General features: G+C 58.5%; 12 protein-coding genes and 1 pseudogene. 7 read left to right on the forward strand and 6 right to left on the reverse strand.

Going from position 1 to position 14,921, the window contains the following annotated elements; translation table 11 throughout:
* Positions 1-63 precede the first annotated feature (63 nt).
* Both KQP88_RS18905 and KQP88_RS18910 read left to right on the forward strand, forming a co-directional pair.
* Positions 64-1,305, forward strand: coding sequence for an OprD family porin (locus KQP88_RS18905; RefSeq protein WP_216703888.1), 1,242 nt, complete (start codon positions 64-66; stop codon positions 1,303-1,305).
* A gap of 184 nt (positions 1,306-1,489) precedes the next feature.
* Positions 1,490-3,373 carry a methyl-accepting chemotaxis protein gene (locus tag KQP88_RS18910; RefSeq protein ID WP_216703889.1) on the forward strand — a complete coding sequence of 628 codons (1,884 nt, stop codon included), beginning with the start codon at positions 1,490-1,492 and terminating at the stop codon, positions 3,371-3,373.
* A 173-nt stretch (positions 3,374-3,546) separates the two neighbouring features.
* Here the strand turns inward: KQP88_RS18910 and KQP88_RS18915 are convergent.
* From KQP88_RS18915 to metE, 3 genes and pseudogenes are all read right to left on the reverse strand, one after another.
* A pseudogene (locus KQP88_RS18915) lies at positions 3,547-4,194 on the reverse strand (DsbA family oxidoreductase).
* 46 nt (positions 4,195-4,240) lie between these two features.
* A complete protein-coding gene (locus tag KQP88_RS18920) occupies positions 4,241-5,233 on the reverse strand; it encodes an alpha/beta fold hydrolase (RefSeq protein ID WP_200992779.1) in 993 nt (330 codons plus the stop codon).
* A gap of 126 nt (positions 5,234-5,359) precedes the next feature.
* Positions 5,360-7,669: a 5-methyltetrahydropteroyltriglutamate--homocysteine S-methyltransferase gene (metE, locus tag KQP88_RS18925; protein WP_216703890.1), complete on the reverse strand. Its 2,310-nt coding sequence runs from the start codon at positions 7,667-7,669 to the stop codon at positions 5,360-5,362.
* A gap of 106 nt (positions 7,670-7,775) precedes the next feature.
* On the opposite strand from metE, the gene metR reads away from it, so the two are divergent.
* The gene (gene metR, locus KQP88_RS18930; RefSeq protein ID WP_200992781.1) at positions 7,776-8,693 is read left to right on the forward strand and encodes a transcriptional regulator MetR; all 918 of its coding nucleotides are present in this window, start codon (positions 7,776-7,778) and stop codon (positions 8,691-8,693) included.
* 173 nt (positions 8,694-8,866) lie between these two features.
* Here the strand turns inward: metR and KQP88_RS18935 are convergent, their stop codons facing one another.
* The 3 genes from KQP88_RS18935 to KQP88_RS18945 all read right to left on the reverse strand — a co-directional run bounded on the left by KQP88_RS18935 (position 8,867) and on the right by KQP88_RS18945 (position 10,796).
* The gene (locus KQP88_RS18935; protein ID WP_216703891.1) at positions 8,867-9,274 is read right to left on the reverse strand and encodes an NUDIX hydrolase; all 408 of its coding nucleotides are present in this window, start codon (positions 9,272-9,274) and stop codon (positions 8,867-8,869) included.
* Complete coding sequence (ddlA, locus tag KQP88_RS18940) at positions 9,271-10,362, reverse strand: D-alanine--D-alanine ligase (RefSeq protein WP_198723819.1); 1,092 nt, start codon at positions 10,360-10,362, stop codon at positions 9,271-9,273. Before ddlA ends, KQP88_RS18935 begins: the two co-directional genes overlap by 4 nt.
* 155 nt (positions 10,363-10,517) lie before the next feature.
* The gene (locus tag KQP88_RS18945) at positions 10,518-10,796 is read right to left on the reverse strand and encodes a type B 50S ribosomal protein L31 (protein WP_200992784.1); all 279 of its coding nucleotides are present in this window, start codon (positions 10,794-10,796) and stop codon (positions 10,518-10,520) included.
* A 321-nt stretch (positions 10,797-11,117) separates the two neighbouring features.
* Between KQP88_RS18945 and KQP88_RS18950 the strand changes: the two genes are divergently transcribed.
* The 4 genes from KQP88_RS18950 (at position 11,118) to KQP88_RS18965 (ending at position 14,877) form a co-directional block, all read left to right on the forward strand.
* On the forward strand, positions 11,118-11,483 hold the full coding sequence (locus KQP88_RS18950; protein ID WP_198723822.1) for a hypothetical protein: 366 nt from the start codon (positions 11,118-11,120) through the stop codon (positions 11,481-11,483).
* Between the two features lie 126 nt (positions 11,484-11,609).
* Positions 11,610-11,807: a hypothetical protein gene (locus tag KQP88_RS18955; protein WP_216703892.1), complete on the forward strand. Its 198-nt coding sequence runs from the start codon at positions 11,610-11,612 to the stop codon at positions 11,805-11,807.
* Positions 11,808-11,964: 157 nt separating this feature from the next.
* The gene (locus KQP88_RS18960; protein ID WP_216703893.1) at positions 11,965-13,578 is read left to right on the forward strand and encodes an FMN-binding glutamate synthase family protein; all 1,614 of its coding nucleotides are present in this window, start codon (positions 11,965-11,967) and stop codon (positions 13,576-13,578) included.
* A gap of 162 nt (positions 13,579-13,740) precedes the next feature.
* Positions 13,741-14,877: an OpgC domain-containing protein gene (locus tag KQP88_RS18965; protein ID WP_216703894.1), complete on the forward strand. Its 1,137-nt coding sequence runs from the start codon at positions 13,741-13,743 to the stop codon at positions 14,875-14,877.
* The last annotated feature ends 44 nt before the right edge of the window (positions 14,878-14,921 follow it).

The following is a 14,921-nucleotide window of genomic DNA, read 5'->3' on the forward strand; positions in this document are numbered from 1 at the left end:
TTGCACTCCCAATAAAAACAAAACGTATCGATTGAATCTGCCATCACTCGGAGCATAACAAACATGTCGATAAACAAGACTTTTGCACTTGTCAGTACTTGCGCGCTGTTTATTCCAATGACGGCCTCGGCGGACTTTATTGCCGATAGCAAAGCCAGTATCGATCTGCGCAACTTCTACTTTAACCGTGACTTCCGCAACGGGCCGCCCACCGCCCAGCGCGACTCGGCCCAGGAATGGGCGCAAGGGGCGATGCTGAAGTTCGAGTCGGGTTACACCGCTGGCACCCTGGGCCTGGGCATCGATGCCCTGGGCATGGTCGGCCTCAAGCTTGACGGCGGCGACGGCTCCGGTGGCACCGGCTTGCTGCCAGCCGACCTGAGTTCCAGAAACGGTCGTGGCTCACAGGATGAATACTCCAAACTGGAGCTGACGGCCAAGGCCAAGGTGTCCGAAACCGTGCTCAAGGTCGGCTCCCTGGCCTTCCGCACCCCGGTGGTATCGAGTAACGACACGCGCCTGCTGCCATCGACCTTCGAGGGCGCGATGCTGACCTCAAAGGATATCGACAAACTGGTCTTGCAAGGCGGCAAGCTGGAGCAGATCAAATTCAACAGCTCCTCGAACTATCAGGACTTCACCGGTAACCGCATCGGCGGTGTCAGTGATGATTTCAACTTTGCCGGCGGCACTTACAACTTCAGCAAAACCCTCAGCACCAGCCTGTATTACGGCAATCTGGAAAACGTCTATCGACAGTTCTTTGGTGGCGTGGTCTACGAGATTCCGCTGGCCACGCAACAGTCCCTGAAGTTTGACCTGCGCTATTCAAAAAGCACCGAAGACGGCAACTTCCGCAACCTCGATAACCGTGCGGCCAACGGTATGCTGTCTTACACACTGGGCTCAAACGTGTTCAGCGCCGCCTACCAGCGCATGAGCGGCGATGACCCGTTCCCGTACATCGCCAACACCGATCCGTATCTGGTCAACTTTGTGCAGATCAACGATTTCGCAAATATTGAAGAACGTTCCTGGCAGTTGCGTTATGACTACAACTTCGCTGCATTGGGCATTCCCGGCCTGACCTTCATGAGCCGTTATGTCAGCGGTGACAATGTGCGTGTGGCGGGCAGTAATTCGGGCAAGGAATGGGAGCGTAATACCGATATCGGTTATGTCATCCAGAGTGGTTCGCTGAAGAATGTCGGTATCAAACTGCGCAATGCCACCGTTCGCTCGAACTTCGGCAATGACCTGGATGAAACCCGGTTGATTCTGAGTTACACCGTCGCCCTGTGGTAAACCCGATACGCGTCAAAGACTTTCAACGATAGCGACTGTTATTTAACTGAAAAAACTTCACATGCAGCCTTTGCACGTGCGGGATGCGTGCACCCGGAAGTTACCGATAGCAAGGATGCTTTTAATCGTTGGCGACCACTCCGACAGACCGTTGTGCAACCGATCCATACGCAGAGAAACAGCGATGAGACATCTCAGGTTCAACCAGAAGATATTACTGATCGCCGCACTGGTGATCATGACGGTGTTTTGCGCATTCTCCGCGCTGAATGACGTTCGCTTGCGTGACGACAACCTACAGAGAATCGAACAGAACACACGTGCCCTCTCGGCTTCCATGGCCCATGACATTCAGAGTTGGCTGGATGGCCGTATGATTCTGATCAAGAACGTGGCCGAGTTCATCGGCCAGGATCCCACGCCCGAAAACATCCTTGGCAAGTTGCAGGGTCAGGTGTTGATGGAGCAGTTCATTGCCGGTTACGTCGGCACTCGTGACGGCAGCTTCCATATCTATCCCCCGCGCCAGATGCCTGCCGGGTACGACAGCCGGGAACGGCAGTGGTACAAGGACGCAATCGATCAGGGCACAGCGATGACCGAACCCTATGTCGGTGCAGGCATCGATTACCGGATCATCACCCAGGCGGCTGCCATTCGCTCCGGCGGGCAAACCCTGGGGGTTCTGGGTGCCAGCCTGAACATCGAGACGATTTCCCGGACCATCAATGCGCAGGAGTTCGATGGTGGCGGTTACGCCATGCTGGTGAGCAAGTCGGGCAAGATTCTGGTTCACCCGGACAAGGCGCTTATCGGCAAGACACTGGCCGACCTGTTTCCCGAACAGACGCTGGCGCTGAGCGACAGACTGGTCGAAGCCGCGTCGGTGGAGGGTCCGACATTCACCCTGTTCACGCCCATCAAGGGCCTGCCCTCGCAAGACTGGTACATCGGCATCGTGCTGGACAAGCAGGCGGCCCTGGCCAGTATTTCGGCGTTCCGCACTTCGGCGATCATTGCCACCATCGTGGCGGGCCTGATCACCCTGCTATTGCTCGGATTGCTGATGCGTGTGCTGATGAAACCCCTGCACTCGATCAACCACGCCATGGAAGACATTGCTCAGGGCGATGGCGACCTCACCCGGCGTCTGTCGATTGTCTCCCACGATGAGTTCGGGCACCTGGCCGAAAGCTTCAATCGCTTCGGCGACCGGATCCATGCCTCCATCAGCGAAGTTTCATCCACGACAAAGGCCTTGAACGAAGCCACTCGCCGGGTTCTGTCGACATCCAATTCCTCGGTGGAGAAGTCAGAGCACCAGTCGGGTTACACCACCACGGTTGCCGCGGCCATCGAAGAGCTGGGAGCCGCCGCACAGGAAATAGCTTCAAGCGCATCGTCAGCCTCAAGAGGTGCATCCAGCGCCAGAACCCAGATCGACTGGACCAGCACGCTGGTGGAAAAAACCGTCGATACGATGAGTCAGTTGCAGCAGAACATCGAAACGACCCGCACCCAGATCGAAGACCTCAACGCCAAGAGCGCCAATATCGGCAAAGTGCTGGAAGTGATTTCGACGATTTCCGGCAAGACCAACCTGCTGGCCTTGAACGCAGCCATCGAAGCAGCCAGGGCTGGGGAGGCAGGCCGTGGGTTCGCGGTGGTGGCGGACGAAGTCAGAAGCCTGGCCCATCACACTCAGGACGCGACTGAAGAAATCCGCGCAGTGATCCAGGCCTTGCAGGACGGTGCCACCCAGGCAGCCCAGACCATGCTGCTCAGCCATGAGATGGGCACCCAGAGCGTACGGGTGGCTACCGAGGCCGGGGCTAGCCTGCTGAGCGTGGTATCACGCATCAGCGAGATTGACGATGTATGCCTGACGGTCGCTGCTGCGACCGAAGAACAGACCACCGCCGTCGATCAACTGACCCGGGATGTACATGCCATCAGCCAGCTGAACCATCAGGCCACCGACAACCTGAACGCCACCCTGAAGGCCTGCGGCGAACTGGACTTTGAAGCCGGGCGGCTAAGAAATGTTGTCGAAACCTTCAAGCTGTAATGCAGCTCTCCATCCGTAGGACCGGATTTATCCGGGAAGGCTGTGTTTCTGCCGATGAAGAGGCAGAGTATGTGCAGGCCTCTTCTCGGCTGAAGCCGGTCCCACAGACTGATGCCAGCCCATCAAGCTGACGGCAGCTCCCAATCCGGTCCCACAAGCAGGAAAGCGCAGTTCTACACGCTTTTGCTGACGATCTGCCGGATCGCCCCAACGAACACATCCACCGGCTGGCCGCCGGACACAGCGTATTCGTCATTGAAGACGATGGTCGGAACCGAGCTGACGCCGCGAGAGATCCAGAGTTGTTAGGCCTCGCGCACTTCAGCAGCATATTCATCGCTGGCCAGGATGGCTTCGGCACGCAGGCGATCCAGCCCTACTTTTTGCGCCACGCCAGCCAGAGTCTGGTGGCTGGACGGGTCGCCCAGATCGGTAAAGTAAGTGGCAAGCAAGGCGTGTTTCAACGCTGGCTGCTTGCCTTCCAGTTCAGCCCAGTGCAACAGGCGATGGGCGTCGAAGGTGTTGTAGATACGACGCTCGCCCGGAGTAAAGACAAACCCCAGCTCTGCGCCACGCGCCCGGATGTTCTCGTGAATGTCGTTCATCTGCTCAGGCGTGGAGCCGTATTTCTCGGCGAGGTGTTCCTTGATGTCCTGGCCTTCGGCAACCATATCCGGGTTCAGCTCGAAGGGCTGGAAGTGAATCTGTGCCTGCACTTCATCACCCAGCGCCTCAAGGGCCTGCTCCAGCGCACTCAAGCCGATGGCGCACCACGGGCAGGAAACATCGGAAACGAAATCGATTTTCAGGGGAGTGGTCATGATGACGCTCGCGGTTGGCAGAAAACAGTCACCATACACGTGCCTCTTACAACTGCGCCATATGCCGCCCGTCTTCGTGCTGAGCCTTGAGATAGGGCAACACGGCAGCCAGCAACGGCGCCTTGAACGCCTCCTGGAAGCGATGCGCCAGACCGGGAATCAGGCGCAACTGGCTGCCCTGAATGTGAGCAGCCACATGCACGCCATGCATGACCGGCAATAGCGGATCGGCCGTGCCATGCACCACCAGCACCGGAAGGCGCAGGCGGTTGAGCAGTTCGACACGGCTGGGCTCGGCCAGAATCGCGGTGATCTGGCGCTTTACGCCTTCGGGGTTGAAAGCCCGGTCATAAGACGCGGCAGCCTGTTGCAGCAGCATGGCCCGGTCATCCTTGATCTGCGGGCTGCCCAGCGCGGCCAAAAGGTCAGCCTGTTGTTCGATAGCTATCTCGCGGTTGGGCGCACCACGGCGGGCCAGCAATTGCAGCAAGGCGGCATTGGGCATCGGCAAGCCCTGGGCGCCGGAACTGGTCATGATCAGGGTCAGGCTTTCGACCCGTTGCGGGGCCAGGTCGGCAAGGTGCTGGGCAATCATTCCGCCCATGCTCGCACCCAGCACATGGAACTGGTCCACATGCAATACATCCATCAAGCCCAGCGCATCATCGGCCATGTCGGTCAGGGAATACACCGCAGACACCGGCAAACCCAGCTTGTAGCGCAGCACTTCATACGTGAGATTGGCATCTGCCGGTGGCTGGACCCAGGACGACAGGCCGACATCGCGGTTGTCGTAGCGAATCACCCGATAGCCTTGCTGACACAGGGCAACCACCACTTCGTCCGGCCAGTGAATCAGTTGCCCGCCAAGGCCCATGACCAACAGCAAGGCAGGGTCGGACTCATCGCCGATGCTTTGATAGGCAATCCGCACTTCCTTGAGTTCGGCAATCTGTACAGGAGCACTGATATCGCATCGTGAGGCCGCAAAAGACGGCAAGCCGCACAAGAGCGCGGCCAGAAAAAGTAAAACCCGCATGAAAAACACCAAAAAACAGATCCCCAGTAGGCAACAAGTCTGATGATGTTTTTCAAAGCGCGCTGCCACAGTTGCGTGACAGTTTGATGAATCGGGATCAACGGCAACGCTGGCGCTGAAAATCCCTTACAACAGCTCGACTCGCAACTGCCGCGCTGCCGCGACCATGTTCACCAGCGCCGCTTCGGTTTCCGGCCAGCCACGGGTCTTGAGGCCGCAGTCGGGATTGATCCACAGACGCTCGGCCGGGATGCGTTGCACGGCCTTGGTCATCAACCGGACCATCTCGGCGGTGTCCGGAACCCGTGGCGAGTGAATATCGTAGACACCCGGCCCGATATCGTTCGGGTAATCGAAGGCCTCGAAAGCCTCCAGCAACTCCATGTCCGAACGCGAAGTTTCAATGGTGATCACGTCGGCATCCATGGCCGCGATGGACTCGATCACATCGTTGAATTCGCTGTAGCACATGTGGGTGTGAATCTGGGTTTCGTCACGTACGCCCGAGGCACACAGACGGAATGCTTCCACAGCCCAGTCCAGATACTCCTGCCATTGCGCCTTGCGCAGCGGAAGACCTTCACGAAAAGCAGCTTCGTCGATCTGCACGATCCTGATGCCGGCTCGCTCCAGGTCCACCACTTCGTCGCGAATCGCCAGGGCCAGTTGCTGCGCCTGGACTTTGCGCGATACGTCTTCACGGGGGAACGACCACATCAGCATGGTCACCGGGCCGGTCAGCATGCCCTTCATGACCTTGTCGGTCAGGCTCTGGGCATAGCGAATCCACTCCACCGTCATGGCCTGGGGACGACTCAGATCGCCAAATATCACCGCTGGCTTGACGCAACGCGAGCCGTAACTCTGCACCCAGCCAAAGCGGGTAAACACGTAGCCATCCAGTTGTTCGGCGAAGTATTCGACCATGTCATTGCGCTCGGCTTCACCGTGTACCAGTACATCCAGGCCCAGACGCTCCTGGACCTGCACGGAATGGCGAATTTCATGGCGCATGGCATCGGTGTAGTCATTGAGCGACAGCTTGCCTTGCTTGTACGACTGACGCGCCAGACGGATCGAAGAAGTCTGTGGGAATGAGCCAATGGTTGTCGTCGGAAAGGCTGGCAATTGCAGGTGGGCACGCTGCACTTCCATGCGTTGGGCAAAGGCTGACCGACGCTGGCTGTCGGCTGCAGTGATAGCCGACAGACGCGCCTGTACATCCGGCTTGTGGATACGCGGCGACTGCTCACGACTGGCCTGTACCGCACGGCTTTGCACCAGAGCTGCCTGCACGTCGGGACTCTGTGGCTCATTCAGCGCCTGGCTGAGCACAGCAATTTCTTCGCACTTCTGCACGGCAAATGCCAGCCAGCTTTTCAGTTCAGCGTCGAGTGTGTCTTCACGCTCCAGGTTGACCGGGCTGTGCAGCAGCGAGGACGAACCGGCAACCCACAGGTTGTCGCCAAACCGGGCCTGAGCCTGTTGCAGAGCCTCAAGGGCTTTGTCCAGATCGCAGCGCCAGACATTGCGCCCGTTGACCACGCCCAGGGACAGCACTTTATAAGTCGGCAGGCGGTCGAGCACCGTTGCAAGCTGCTCGGGAGCGCGTACCAGATCAATATGCAAACCATCCACCGGCAGGGAAACCGCCAGCCCCAGATTATCTTCCAGACCACTGAAGTAAGTGGCGATGAGTTTTTTCAGCGGTGAATATTGCAGGCTGTGATAAGTGCGCTCGAAGGCATTTTTCCAGTCCTGAGGCAGATCAAGGGTCAGGATCGGCTCGTCGATCTGTACCCACTCGACGCCTTGCCCGGCCAGGCGACCGAAGATTTCGCCATACAGCGGCAGCAGACGATCCAGCAGGTCCAGCTTGTCGAAGCTGTCTCCTTTGGCCTTGCCCAGCCACAGGTAGGTCAGCGGTCCGATCAGCACCGGCTTGACCTTGTGGCCCAGCTCATGAGCTTCATCGACTTCTTCAAACAGTTGTTCCCAGCTCAGCTGGAAACGTTGATCCCGGGAGAACTCAGGGACCAGATAGTGGTAATTGGTATCGAACCACTTGGTCAGCTCCTGGGCATATTGAGTCTTGGCCTGGGCACCGCCACAGCAAGTGCTCGCGCCACGAGCCATGGCGAACAGGGTGTCGAGGGTCGGCAGACCTGCAGCGTCTCTGGATTGGGCGAAGCGCTCGGGAATGACACCGAAGGTCAGGGAGTGGGTCAGCACCTGGTCGTACCAGGCGAAGTCGCCCACAGGCAGCAGCTCTATACCGGCGTCCTTCTGCAACTGCCAATGAGCAGCACGCAATTCACGACCTGTGGCACGCAAGCCGTCCTGATCCAGGTCGCCCTTCCAGAAGGCTTCCAGTGCTTTCTTCAATTCACGATCAGCGCCGATGCGCGGAAACCCGAGGTTGTGTGCCAGAGCCATGCTGCGTTCTCCATAAAAGATGGCGCTATTGTCGACAGCCAGGCAAACATGAGACAAACTCATTGTTTTCTTGTTGATCACAAATTTTATTCATGGAGCGCTGACGGTGCTTGAAATACGCCACCTCAAAACCCTGCACGCCTTGCGCGAGGCCGACAGCCTTGTGGAGGCAGCCGAGCGCTTGCACCTGACCCAGTCCGCCCTCTCCCATCAGTTCAAGGAGCTGGAGGAGCGCATGGGCATGCAACTGTTCGTGCGCAAGACCAAGCCGGTGCGCTTTACCAGCGCCGGGCTGCGCCTGCTGCAACTGGCCGACTCGTTGCTGCCGCAACTGCGCAGTGCCGAACGCGACATCGCGCGACTGGCGGGCGGTACGGCCGGACGTCTGCACATGGCTATCGAATGCCACAGCTGCTTTCAGTGGCTGATGCCCACCATCGACCAGTTCCGCGACTCCTGGCCGGAGGTGGAGCTTGATCTGTCCTCGGGCTTCTCCTTCGCACCTTTGCCGGCTCTGGCCCGAGGCGATCTGGATCTGGTGGTCACGTCGGACCCGCTGGACATTCCCGGCATCACCTATGTGCCGCTGTTCACGTACGAAGCGATGCTTGCCGTGGCGAATCAGCATGCGCTGGCGAGCAAGCCTTACATCGTTCCGGAGGATCTGGTGAGCGAAACGCTGATCACTTATCCGGTGGAGCGGGATCGACTGGATATCTTCACGCGTTTTCTGGAGCCGGCCGACATTGAACCGGCGCAGGTCCGCACCTCGGAACTGACGGTCATGATGATGCAACTGGTGGCCAGCGGACGCGGCGTGTGCGGCATGCCGCACTGGGCACTGCACGAGTACAGCTCGCGTGGCTATGTAAAGGCCAAGCGGCTGGGGGAAAAGGGACTGTTCGCGACGCTTTATGCAGGTATTCGCGCCGACATGCTGGATGCGCCTTACATGCGCGATTTCCTGCTGACCGCGAAAGACACGTCGTTCTCGACTCTGGACGGGGTCAGTGCGGTGCGTTGAACCCACTAGGCGTAATGCCGATCAGTTAAGGCACAAACAACACTTGTGGGAGGCAGCTTGCTGGCGAAAAAGACCTGAAACTGGCAGACATTCTGCGTCGTAGGCTGAAGTCGCCAGCAAGCTGCCTCCCACAAAGTGATGTATTGACCTTAACTGATGGGCCCCTGCCGTGATCACGCCTCTTCGCGCATCTCGCGATACAGCGGCAGGATCAGGTCACGGGTCAAAGGAGCCAGTACCAGATCCGGGTGTTGCTCCGGCCCGACCCAGATGACTTCCTCGATCTCGGCAGCCGGTACGACCTGGGCATCGGTGCGAACGCCGAACAACTGGCAGTGCACTTCAAAGCCCGGTTCGTTGGCCGCCGGTGCTCTGAACTCGCCGAGGAAAATGGCCTGCTGGGGATCAATCACCAGACCCAGTTCTTCTTCAAGCTCACGAACCAGCGCGTTCACCGCTGGCTCGCCTGCTTCAATCTTGCCGCCCGGCTGCATGAAGGCCTCGGTGCCGCGCTTGCGTACCAGCAAGGTCTGGCCATCCGGGGCAACCAGCAAGGCAGCGGCAATACTGATGGTCTTCATGCAAAGATATCCGTCTTCAGCAAACGAGCCTCATCATCGCGCTCCAGTGCCAGTACGATCAAGCGGTCGATCAGGCCGGCGTAGGACAGACCGCTGGCCTGCCAGAGCTTGGGATACATGCTGATGGAGGTGAAACCGGGGATCGTGTTGATCTCGTTGATGATGATCTCCCGCGCCTCGGTGACGAAGAAGTCGACACGCGCCAGACCGGCACAGCCCAGAACACGGTAAGCCTGCAAGGCAACCTCGCGCACCTGCTCGCCGAGTTCGGGCGCAAGTTCGGCGGGGATGGCAATACGGGCCTGATCGCCGTTGAGGTATTTGGTGTCGTAGGCGTAGAACTCGTCGTTGGCGATCACTTCGCCGCAGACGCTGACCTGCGGCTCGCGGTTGCCCAGCACCGCACATTCCACTTCACGACCGACAATGCCCTGCTCGATGAGCACCTTGTGGTCGAACTCGAAGGCCAACGCCAGAGCCGCGTCGAAACCGGCTGCGTCGGTCACTTTGCTGACGCCCACCGAAGAACCCTGGCTCGCCGGTTTGACGAACATCGGCAGCCCCAGTTGCCCGGCCACGTCGCTGAACTGCGCCGTCTGGCCACGCATCAGCACCACGAACGGCGCGACGCTGATGTCGGCATCGCGCAGCAGGCGTTTGGTCACGTCTTTATCCATGCAGGCCGCAGAGCCCAGTACATCCGGCCCGACAAACGGAATCGCCAGCAGGCGCAGCAGGCCTTGCAGGGAGCCGTCTTCGCCATAGGCACCGTGAATCAGCGGGAACACGACGTCGATACGCTTGAGTTGCTCGCCCGATTCGACCTCGACGAACTGCCCACCCGCGCTGCCTGGCAGCAGGGCCAGCAGCTTGCCGGATGTGCTCAGCCGGATCCTGGCAGGGTCGCTGGCATTGAGCAGGTAATCGCTTTCCTCGAACCGCAGCCAACGGCCCAGCTTGTCGATGCCGATCAGAGTCAGCTCGTAGCTTTCGCGATCAATCGCATTGATCACGTTGCGTGCCGACTGCAACGAAACCTCATGCTCGCTGGATTGCCCACCGAAAACGATGGCGACTGATTTTTTCAACGCGGGTACTCCTGTTTTTCAGGCCGCGAAGATAAAAGCAATGCCCGGCATTAGTCCAGAGGCTCAGTGGTCGCATGTCCGAAAAGCAGGCAAAAAAATCCCCGATCCGGGCAATCCTGCACAGATCGCCCGAAATCGGGGGTTGGGGCATCGCATCAAGCGGACGGAGTGGCCGCTTTGCTGCCGGAACCGAAGCCTGCGAAACGCTTGTTAAAGCCTGCAATACGGCCTTCGGTGGTGGTCTTGCGCTGCTGGCCGGTGTACATCGGGTGCGAGGCACTGGACACGTCGAGCGCCACGTAAGGATAGGTATTGCCGTCGGTATGCTGTTGCGTGCGATCGGTATCGACCGTGGAGCCGATCAGGAAATACACGTCGGCTGCCGTGTCGTGGAACAGCACGGTGCGGTAAGCAGGATGAATGTCAGGTTTCATGGGGCCTCCAGGTGAGTCATTGCAGTATTGTTATACCATAACATAATAATTTGCATTAATGATAATCAGTGCCGTTTGCCGCTCTCCCCATGAACTTGATCGGGCTGACGCTTGAAGCTATGGTTCGCCCCGCCTCTGCCAAATCAGCGGCCCGGGATGGGTCTCCCGGCTTACTGGTAGCCAGGACAGCACGCCCGCCGGCACGGCATCCAGTCAAGGGCGAGCCGTGGGCACGCCAGCGCCTACTACTCACAGCCGCACGGATCCGTCCACAGATCGGTTCTGGACTGCGGATGAAATAACACGTCAGTAGGATTTCTCATGCCTGATATCACCCACTATGACCTTCCTCATTCGGCTTACGAGCGCCTGATCGAAGCCCGCGACTCGCTGCGACTGCTCGATGGCTACGTCAACAAGACCGATGTGCTCTGCAACCCTTCGATGCTGGTGGGTTATGTCTCGATGCTGCAAAGCGCCTTGCAGGAAGTGATTGCTGCCAGCACCCCCGCAGAACCACGCGACAGCTTCATGCGCAAGGCCGACGAACTGGGCTTCGTTGCGCTGAACCCCAAAGAGCAGGCATTGATCCAGCATCTTCGCTGGACCAGCCTGGAGGGACGTGAAGATATCTATGCAATGGCCGAACGGCTCCGACATATCAAACCGTGGGTATTGGAAAGTTGAGTCACTGAACTCACAACTTGATATTTATCGAGTCGCTGTATGAATAACAGCCACCTCATCATGAAACACGCTATAAACCTGGGGAAGCAGCCGTGAAAACTCATTGAACATGAGTACATTCCCCCGTTGTTTCATCTTGATATTTCTATCGAAGAGTCCCGTTCGATTACTCTATTTTTTCTTATCAATGCGGCGCAGACCATGAAGTCACCTGGTTTGAAACTGCCTTTTCAAGCTGTCGGCACTGGACAGGCCTTGATGCAACTTGCCCTCGGCGGACAAACCAACGACCTGTCCACTGACATTCTCCCCGATCAGTGGTGAAGAACCGCAAGATAGCAGCCTTCGCCCTTATTCATTTATCGCCCGCCTGCTACATTTCTCATGCAACGGCTCGTGAGCCGACCATCGATGTATGCAGTCCTGCGGCAAAAAGACGGGGCGCATGTGTAGAAAACCGTTATCAGCCCAAGGATGTCGTATGAGCCTATCGCTACTCAGTCGTTATGCAGTCTTCGTTGGTTGCGTGCTGTTTACCCTGTTGAGTCTGCCGTTCTGGCATCACGAGTGGCTTTGGCCGTTTACCTTGCTGACCGCGGTGCTGAGCGTGGTCGGTATCATCGACTTGCTGCAGTCCCCGCATTCGGTACGTCGCAACTATCCGATCCTGGGCAATATCCGTTATGCCGTGGAGGCTATCCGCCCGGAGATTCGCCAGTATCTGCTGGAATCCGACAGCGACGCCCTGCCCTTCCCCCGCGCCCAGCGCTCGCTGGTGTATTCACGGGCCAAGAACGAAACCGCCGACAGGCCGTTCGGCACGCTGATCGATGTCTATGAAACCGGCTTCGAGTTCATCGGCCACTCCATGCGCCCGGCACCGCTGAGCGATCCGAATTCGTTCCGCGTGCAGATCGGCGGCCCGCAATGCACCCAACCGTATTCAGCGTCGATCTTCAATATTTCGGCGATGAGCTTTGGTTCCCTCAGCGCCAATGCCATTCGGGCCTTGAATCAGGGTGCCAAGCTGGGCAACTTCGCCCATGACACCGGCGAAGGCAGTATCAGCCCGTATCACCGGGAACATGGCGGCGACCTGACCTGGGAGCTGGGTAGCGGTTACTTCGGCTGCCGAGGCGCAGACGGCCGCTTCGATCCAGAACGCTTCGCCGCTCAAGCACGTGACCCGCAGGTGCGCATGATCGAAATCAAGATGAGCCAGGGAGCCAAACCGGGTCATGGCGGTATTCTGCCCAAGCACAAGGTCACCCAGGAAATCGCCGATACCCGTGGCATTCCCATGGGCGAAGACTGCATCTCGCCGTCCCGGCACAGCGCTTTCTCGACACCTTGTGAATTGATGCAGTTCATCGCTCAACTGCGCGAGTTGTCTGGCGGCAAGCCGATAGGCTTCAAATTCTGCCTGGGCCATCCGTGGGAGTTCATGGGGATCGCCAAGGCCATGCTGGAAACCGGTATCTACCCCGACTTCATCGTTATCGACGGTGCTGAAGGAGGCACCGGTGCAGCGCCTGTCGAGTTCACCGACCACATAGGCTCACCGATGCGTGAAGGCCTGCTTTTCGTACACAACACCCTTGTGGGTCTGAACCTGCGGGACAAGATCAGGCTCGGTGCCAGCGGCAAGATCGTCAGCGCCTTCGATATCGCCAGCGTACTGGCCATCGGCGCCGACTGGGCCAACTCGGCACGGGGGTTCATGTTCGCCATCGGCTGTATCCAGTCGCAAAGCTGCCACACCAATAAGTGCCCGACCGGTGTTGCCACACAGGACACCTTGCGACAACGCGCCCTGGTCGTGCCGGACAAGGCCCAGCGGGTCTTCAACTTCCACCGCAACACCCTCAAGGCCCTGGCCGAAATGCTCGCGGCAGCCGGGCTTGACCAGCCATCGCAACTGGAACCCAAACACTTGGTACGCCGTATGTCGGCGACGGAAATCAAACTGTTCTCGCAGACGCATGTATTCCTGCAACCGGGCCAGTTGCTCAACGGCGTGCAGGACGACAGTTTCTATTCACGGATGTGGCAAATGGCACGTTCGGACAGCTTCGAGCCAGCCGAACTCAACTGAACCGGCCACAATGGAGACATTCTGTAATAGCCCGGCTTTTGCATTTCTCGTTGATTAACGCCACCCTGCCGCGCCGCCGCCCCTCACTGACTGGCGGCGCGGAACCTCAACCCTCTGCGGTTGATCCTTAATCAATCGACAAACTTTCAAGAGCTTACCGTTATGACTAACGGACGCGATTATCGAATCGACTTCTTTCGAGGTTTGGCGCTGATCTTCATTTTCTGGGATCACGTGCCCGACAACCCATTGGCGCAACTGACCTTGCGCAATTTCGGCTTCAGCGATGCAGCGGAGGTATTCGTCTTTCTGGCTGGTTACGCCGCGATCCTGGCTTACGGGGGAATCGCCCGGCGTGACGGCATGCTGGTCGCCTGTGTACGTATCCTGCGCCGCACCTGGGTCTTGTATGTGGTGCATATCTTCCTGCTGACACTGTTGATGGGCATCGTGTTCGTGGCCAACAACCATGTCGAAACCCGCGATATGGTCCAGCAGATGGGCCTCGAATACTTCGTCGGCAATCCGCAACAGGCGCTGGCCGACGAATTGCTGCTGCGCTTCAAACCCAACCTGACTGACCCGTTGCCGCTCTACATCCTTCTGCTGCTGGCGCTGCCGCTGATTCTGCCGCTGATGCTTCGCAAGGTTGAAGTGGCGGTGGGCCTGTCCATTGCGCTGTACATGATGGTGCCGCTGTTTGGCTGGAACCTGCGCGCTTACGAAGGTGGCGGGGTCTGGTATTTCAATCCGGTGGCCTGGCAACTGCTGTTCGTACTGGGCGGTGCCTGTGCATTGCAAACCACGAAGCCGGCCATCGCCAGGGTCGAACAACGCCCATTGCACCAACAACCACTGTTTCTGCTGAGCACCCTGTATGTGGTGATCGCAGGCGCACTGACCTTCAGCGAAAAATGGCCCGAACTGCATGGCGTACTGGTTTCGACACTGGGCCTGGAAGCCCTTTACCCCATCAGCAAGACCGACCTGGCCCCTGCCCGCCTCGTGCATTTCCTGGCTCTGGTCTACGTGGTCGCCAAACTGCTGCCGACGCGTCATACCTGGCTCGACAACTGGCCCGCACAACAGACCTGCCGCATGGGACGCTACTCGCTGGAGGTCTTCTGCCTCGGCGTATTACTCGCACCACTGGCGGATATGGCCAACGCCCTGGCCGGCGATACCTGGCCGATGCAAGTCACCACCGCGCTGGTCGGGCTTGGCTTGATGGTATTGATGGCCAATGGACTGGAGCTGAATAAACGCCTGGGAAGGCCGCAGAGAGCGGTCACGGCCTGAGGCCAAGGCTCAGGGCTGACAAACGCGAGCTTGTCGGCCTTGAG

The sequence above is a fragment of the Pseudomonas lijiangensis genome, from assembly GCF_018968705.1.
GTDB lineage: Bacteria > Pseudomonadota > Gammaproteobacteria > Pseudomonadales > Pseudomonadaceae > Aquipseudomonas > Aquipseudomonas lijiangensis.

Excerpts from the sequence above, each read along its gene's own strand:
- KQP88_RS18905 (WP_216703888.1), top strand. The coding sequence starts at position 64 with ATGTCGATAAACAAGACTTTTGCACTTGTCAGTACTTGCGCGCTGTTT.
- KQP88_RS18910 (WP_216703889.1), top strand. The coding sequence starts at position 1,490 with ATGAGACATCTCAGGTTCAACCAGAAGATATTACTGATCGCCGCACTG.
- KQP88_RS18920 (WP_200992779.1), bottom strand. The coding sequence starts at position 5,233 with ATGCGGGTTTTACTTTTTCTGGCCGCGCTCTTGTGCGGCTTGCCGTCT.
- metE (WP_216703890.1), bottom strand. The coding sequence starts at position 7,669 with ATGGCTCTGGCACACAACCTCGGGTTTCCGCGCATCGGCGCTGATCGT.
- KQP88_RS18935 (WP_216703891.1), bottom strand. The coding sequence starts at position 9,274 with ATGAAGACCATCAGTATTGCCGCTGCCTTGCTGGTTGCCCCGGATGGC.
- KQP88_RS18945 (WP_200992784.1), bottom strand. The coding sequence starts at position 10,796 with ATGAAACCTGACATTCATCCTGCTTACCGCACCGTGCTGTTCCACGAC.
- KQP88_RS18950 (WP_198723822.1), top strand. The coding sequence starts at position 11,118 with ATGCCTGATATCACCCACTATGACCTTCCTCATTCGGCTTACGAGCGC.
- KQP88_RS18960 (WP_216703893.1), top strand. The coding sequence starts at position 11,965 with ATGAGCCTATCGCTACTCAGTCGTTATGCAGTCTTCGTTGGTTGCGTG.
- KQP88_RS18965 (WP_216703894.1), top strand. The coding sequence starts at position 13,741 with ATGACTAACGGACGCGATTATCGAATCGACTTCTTTCGAGGTTTGGCG.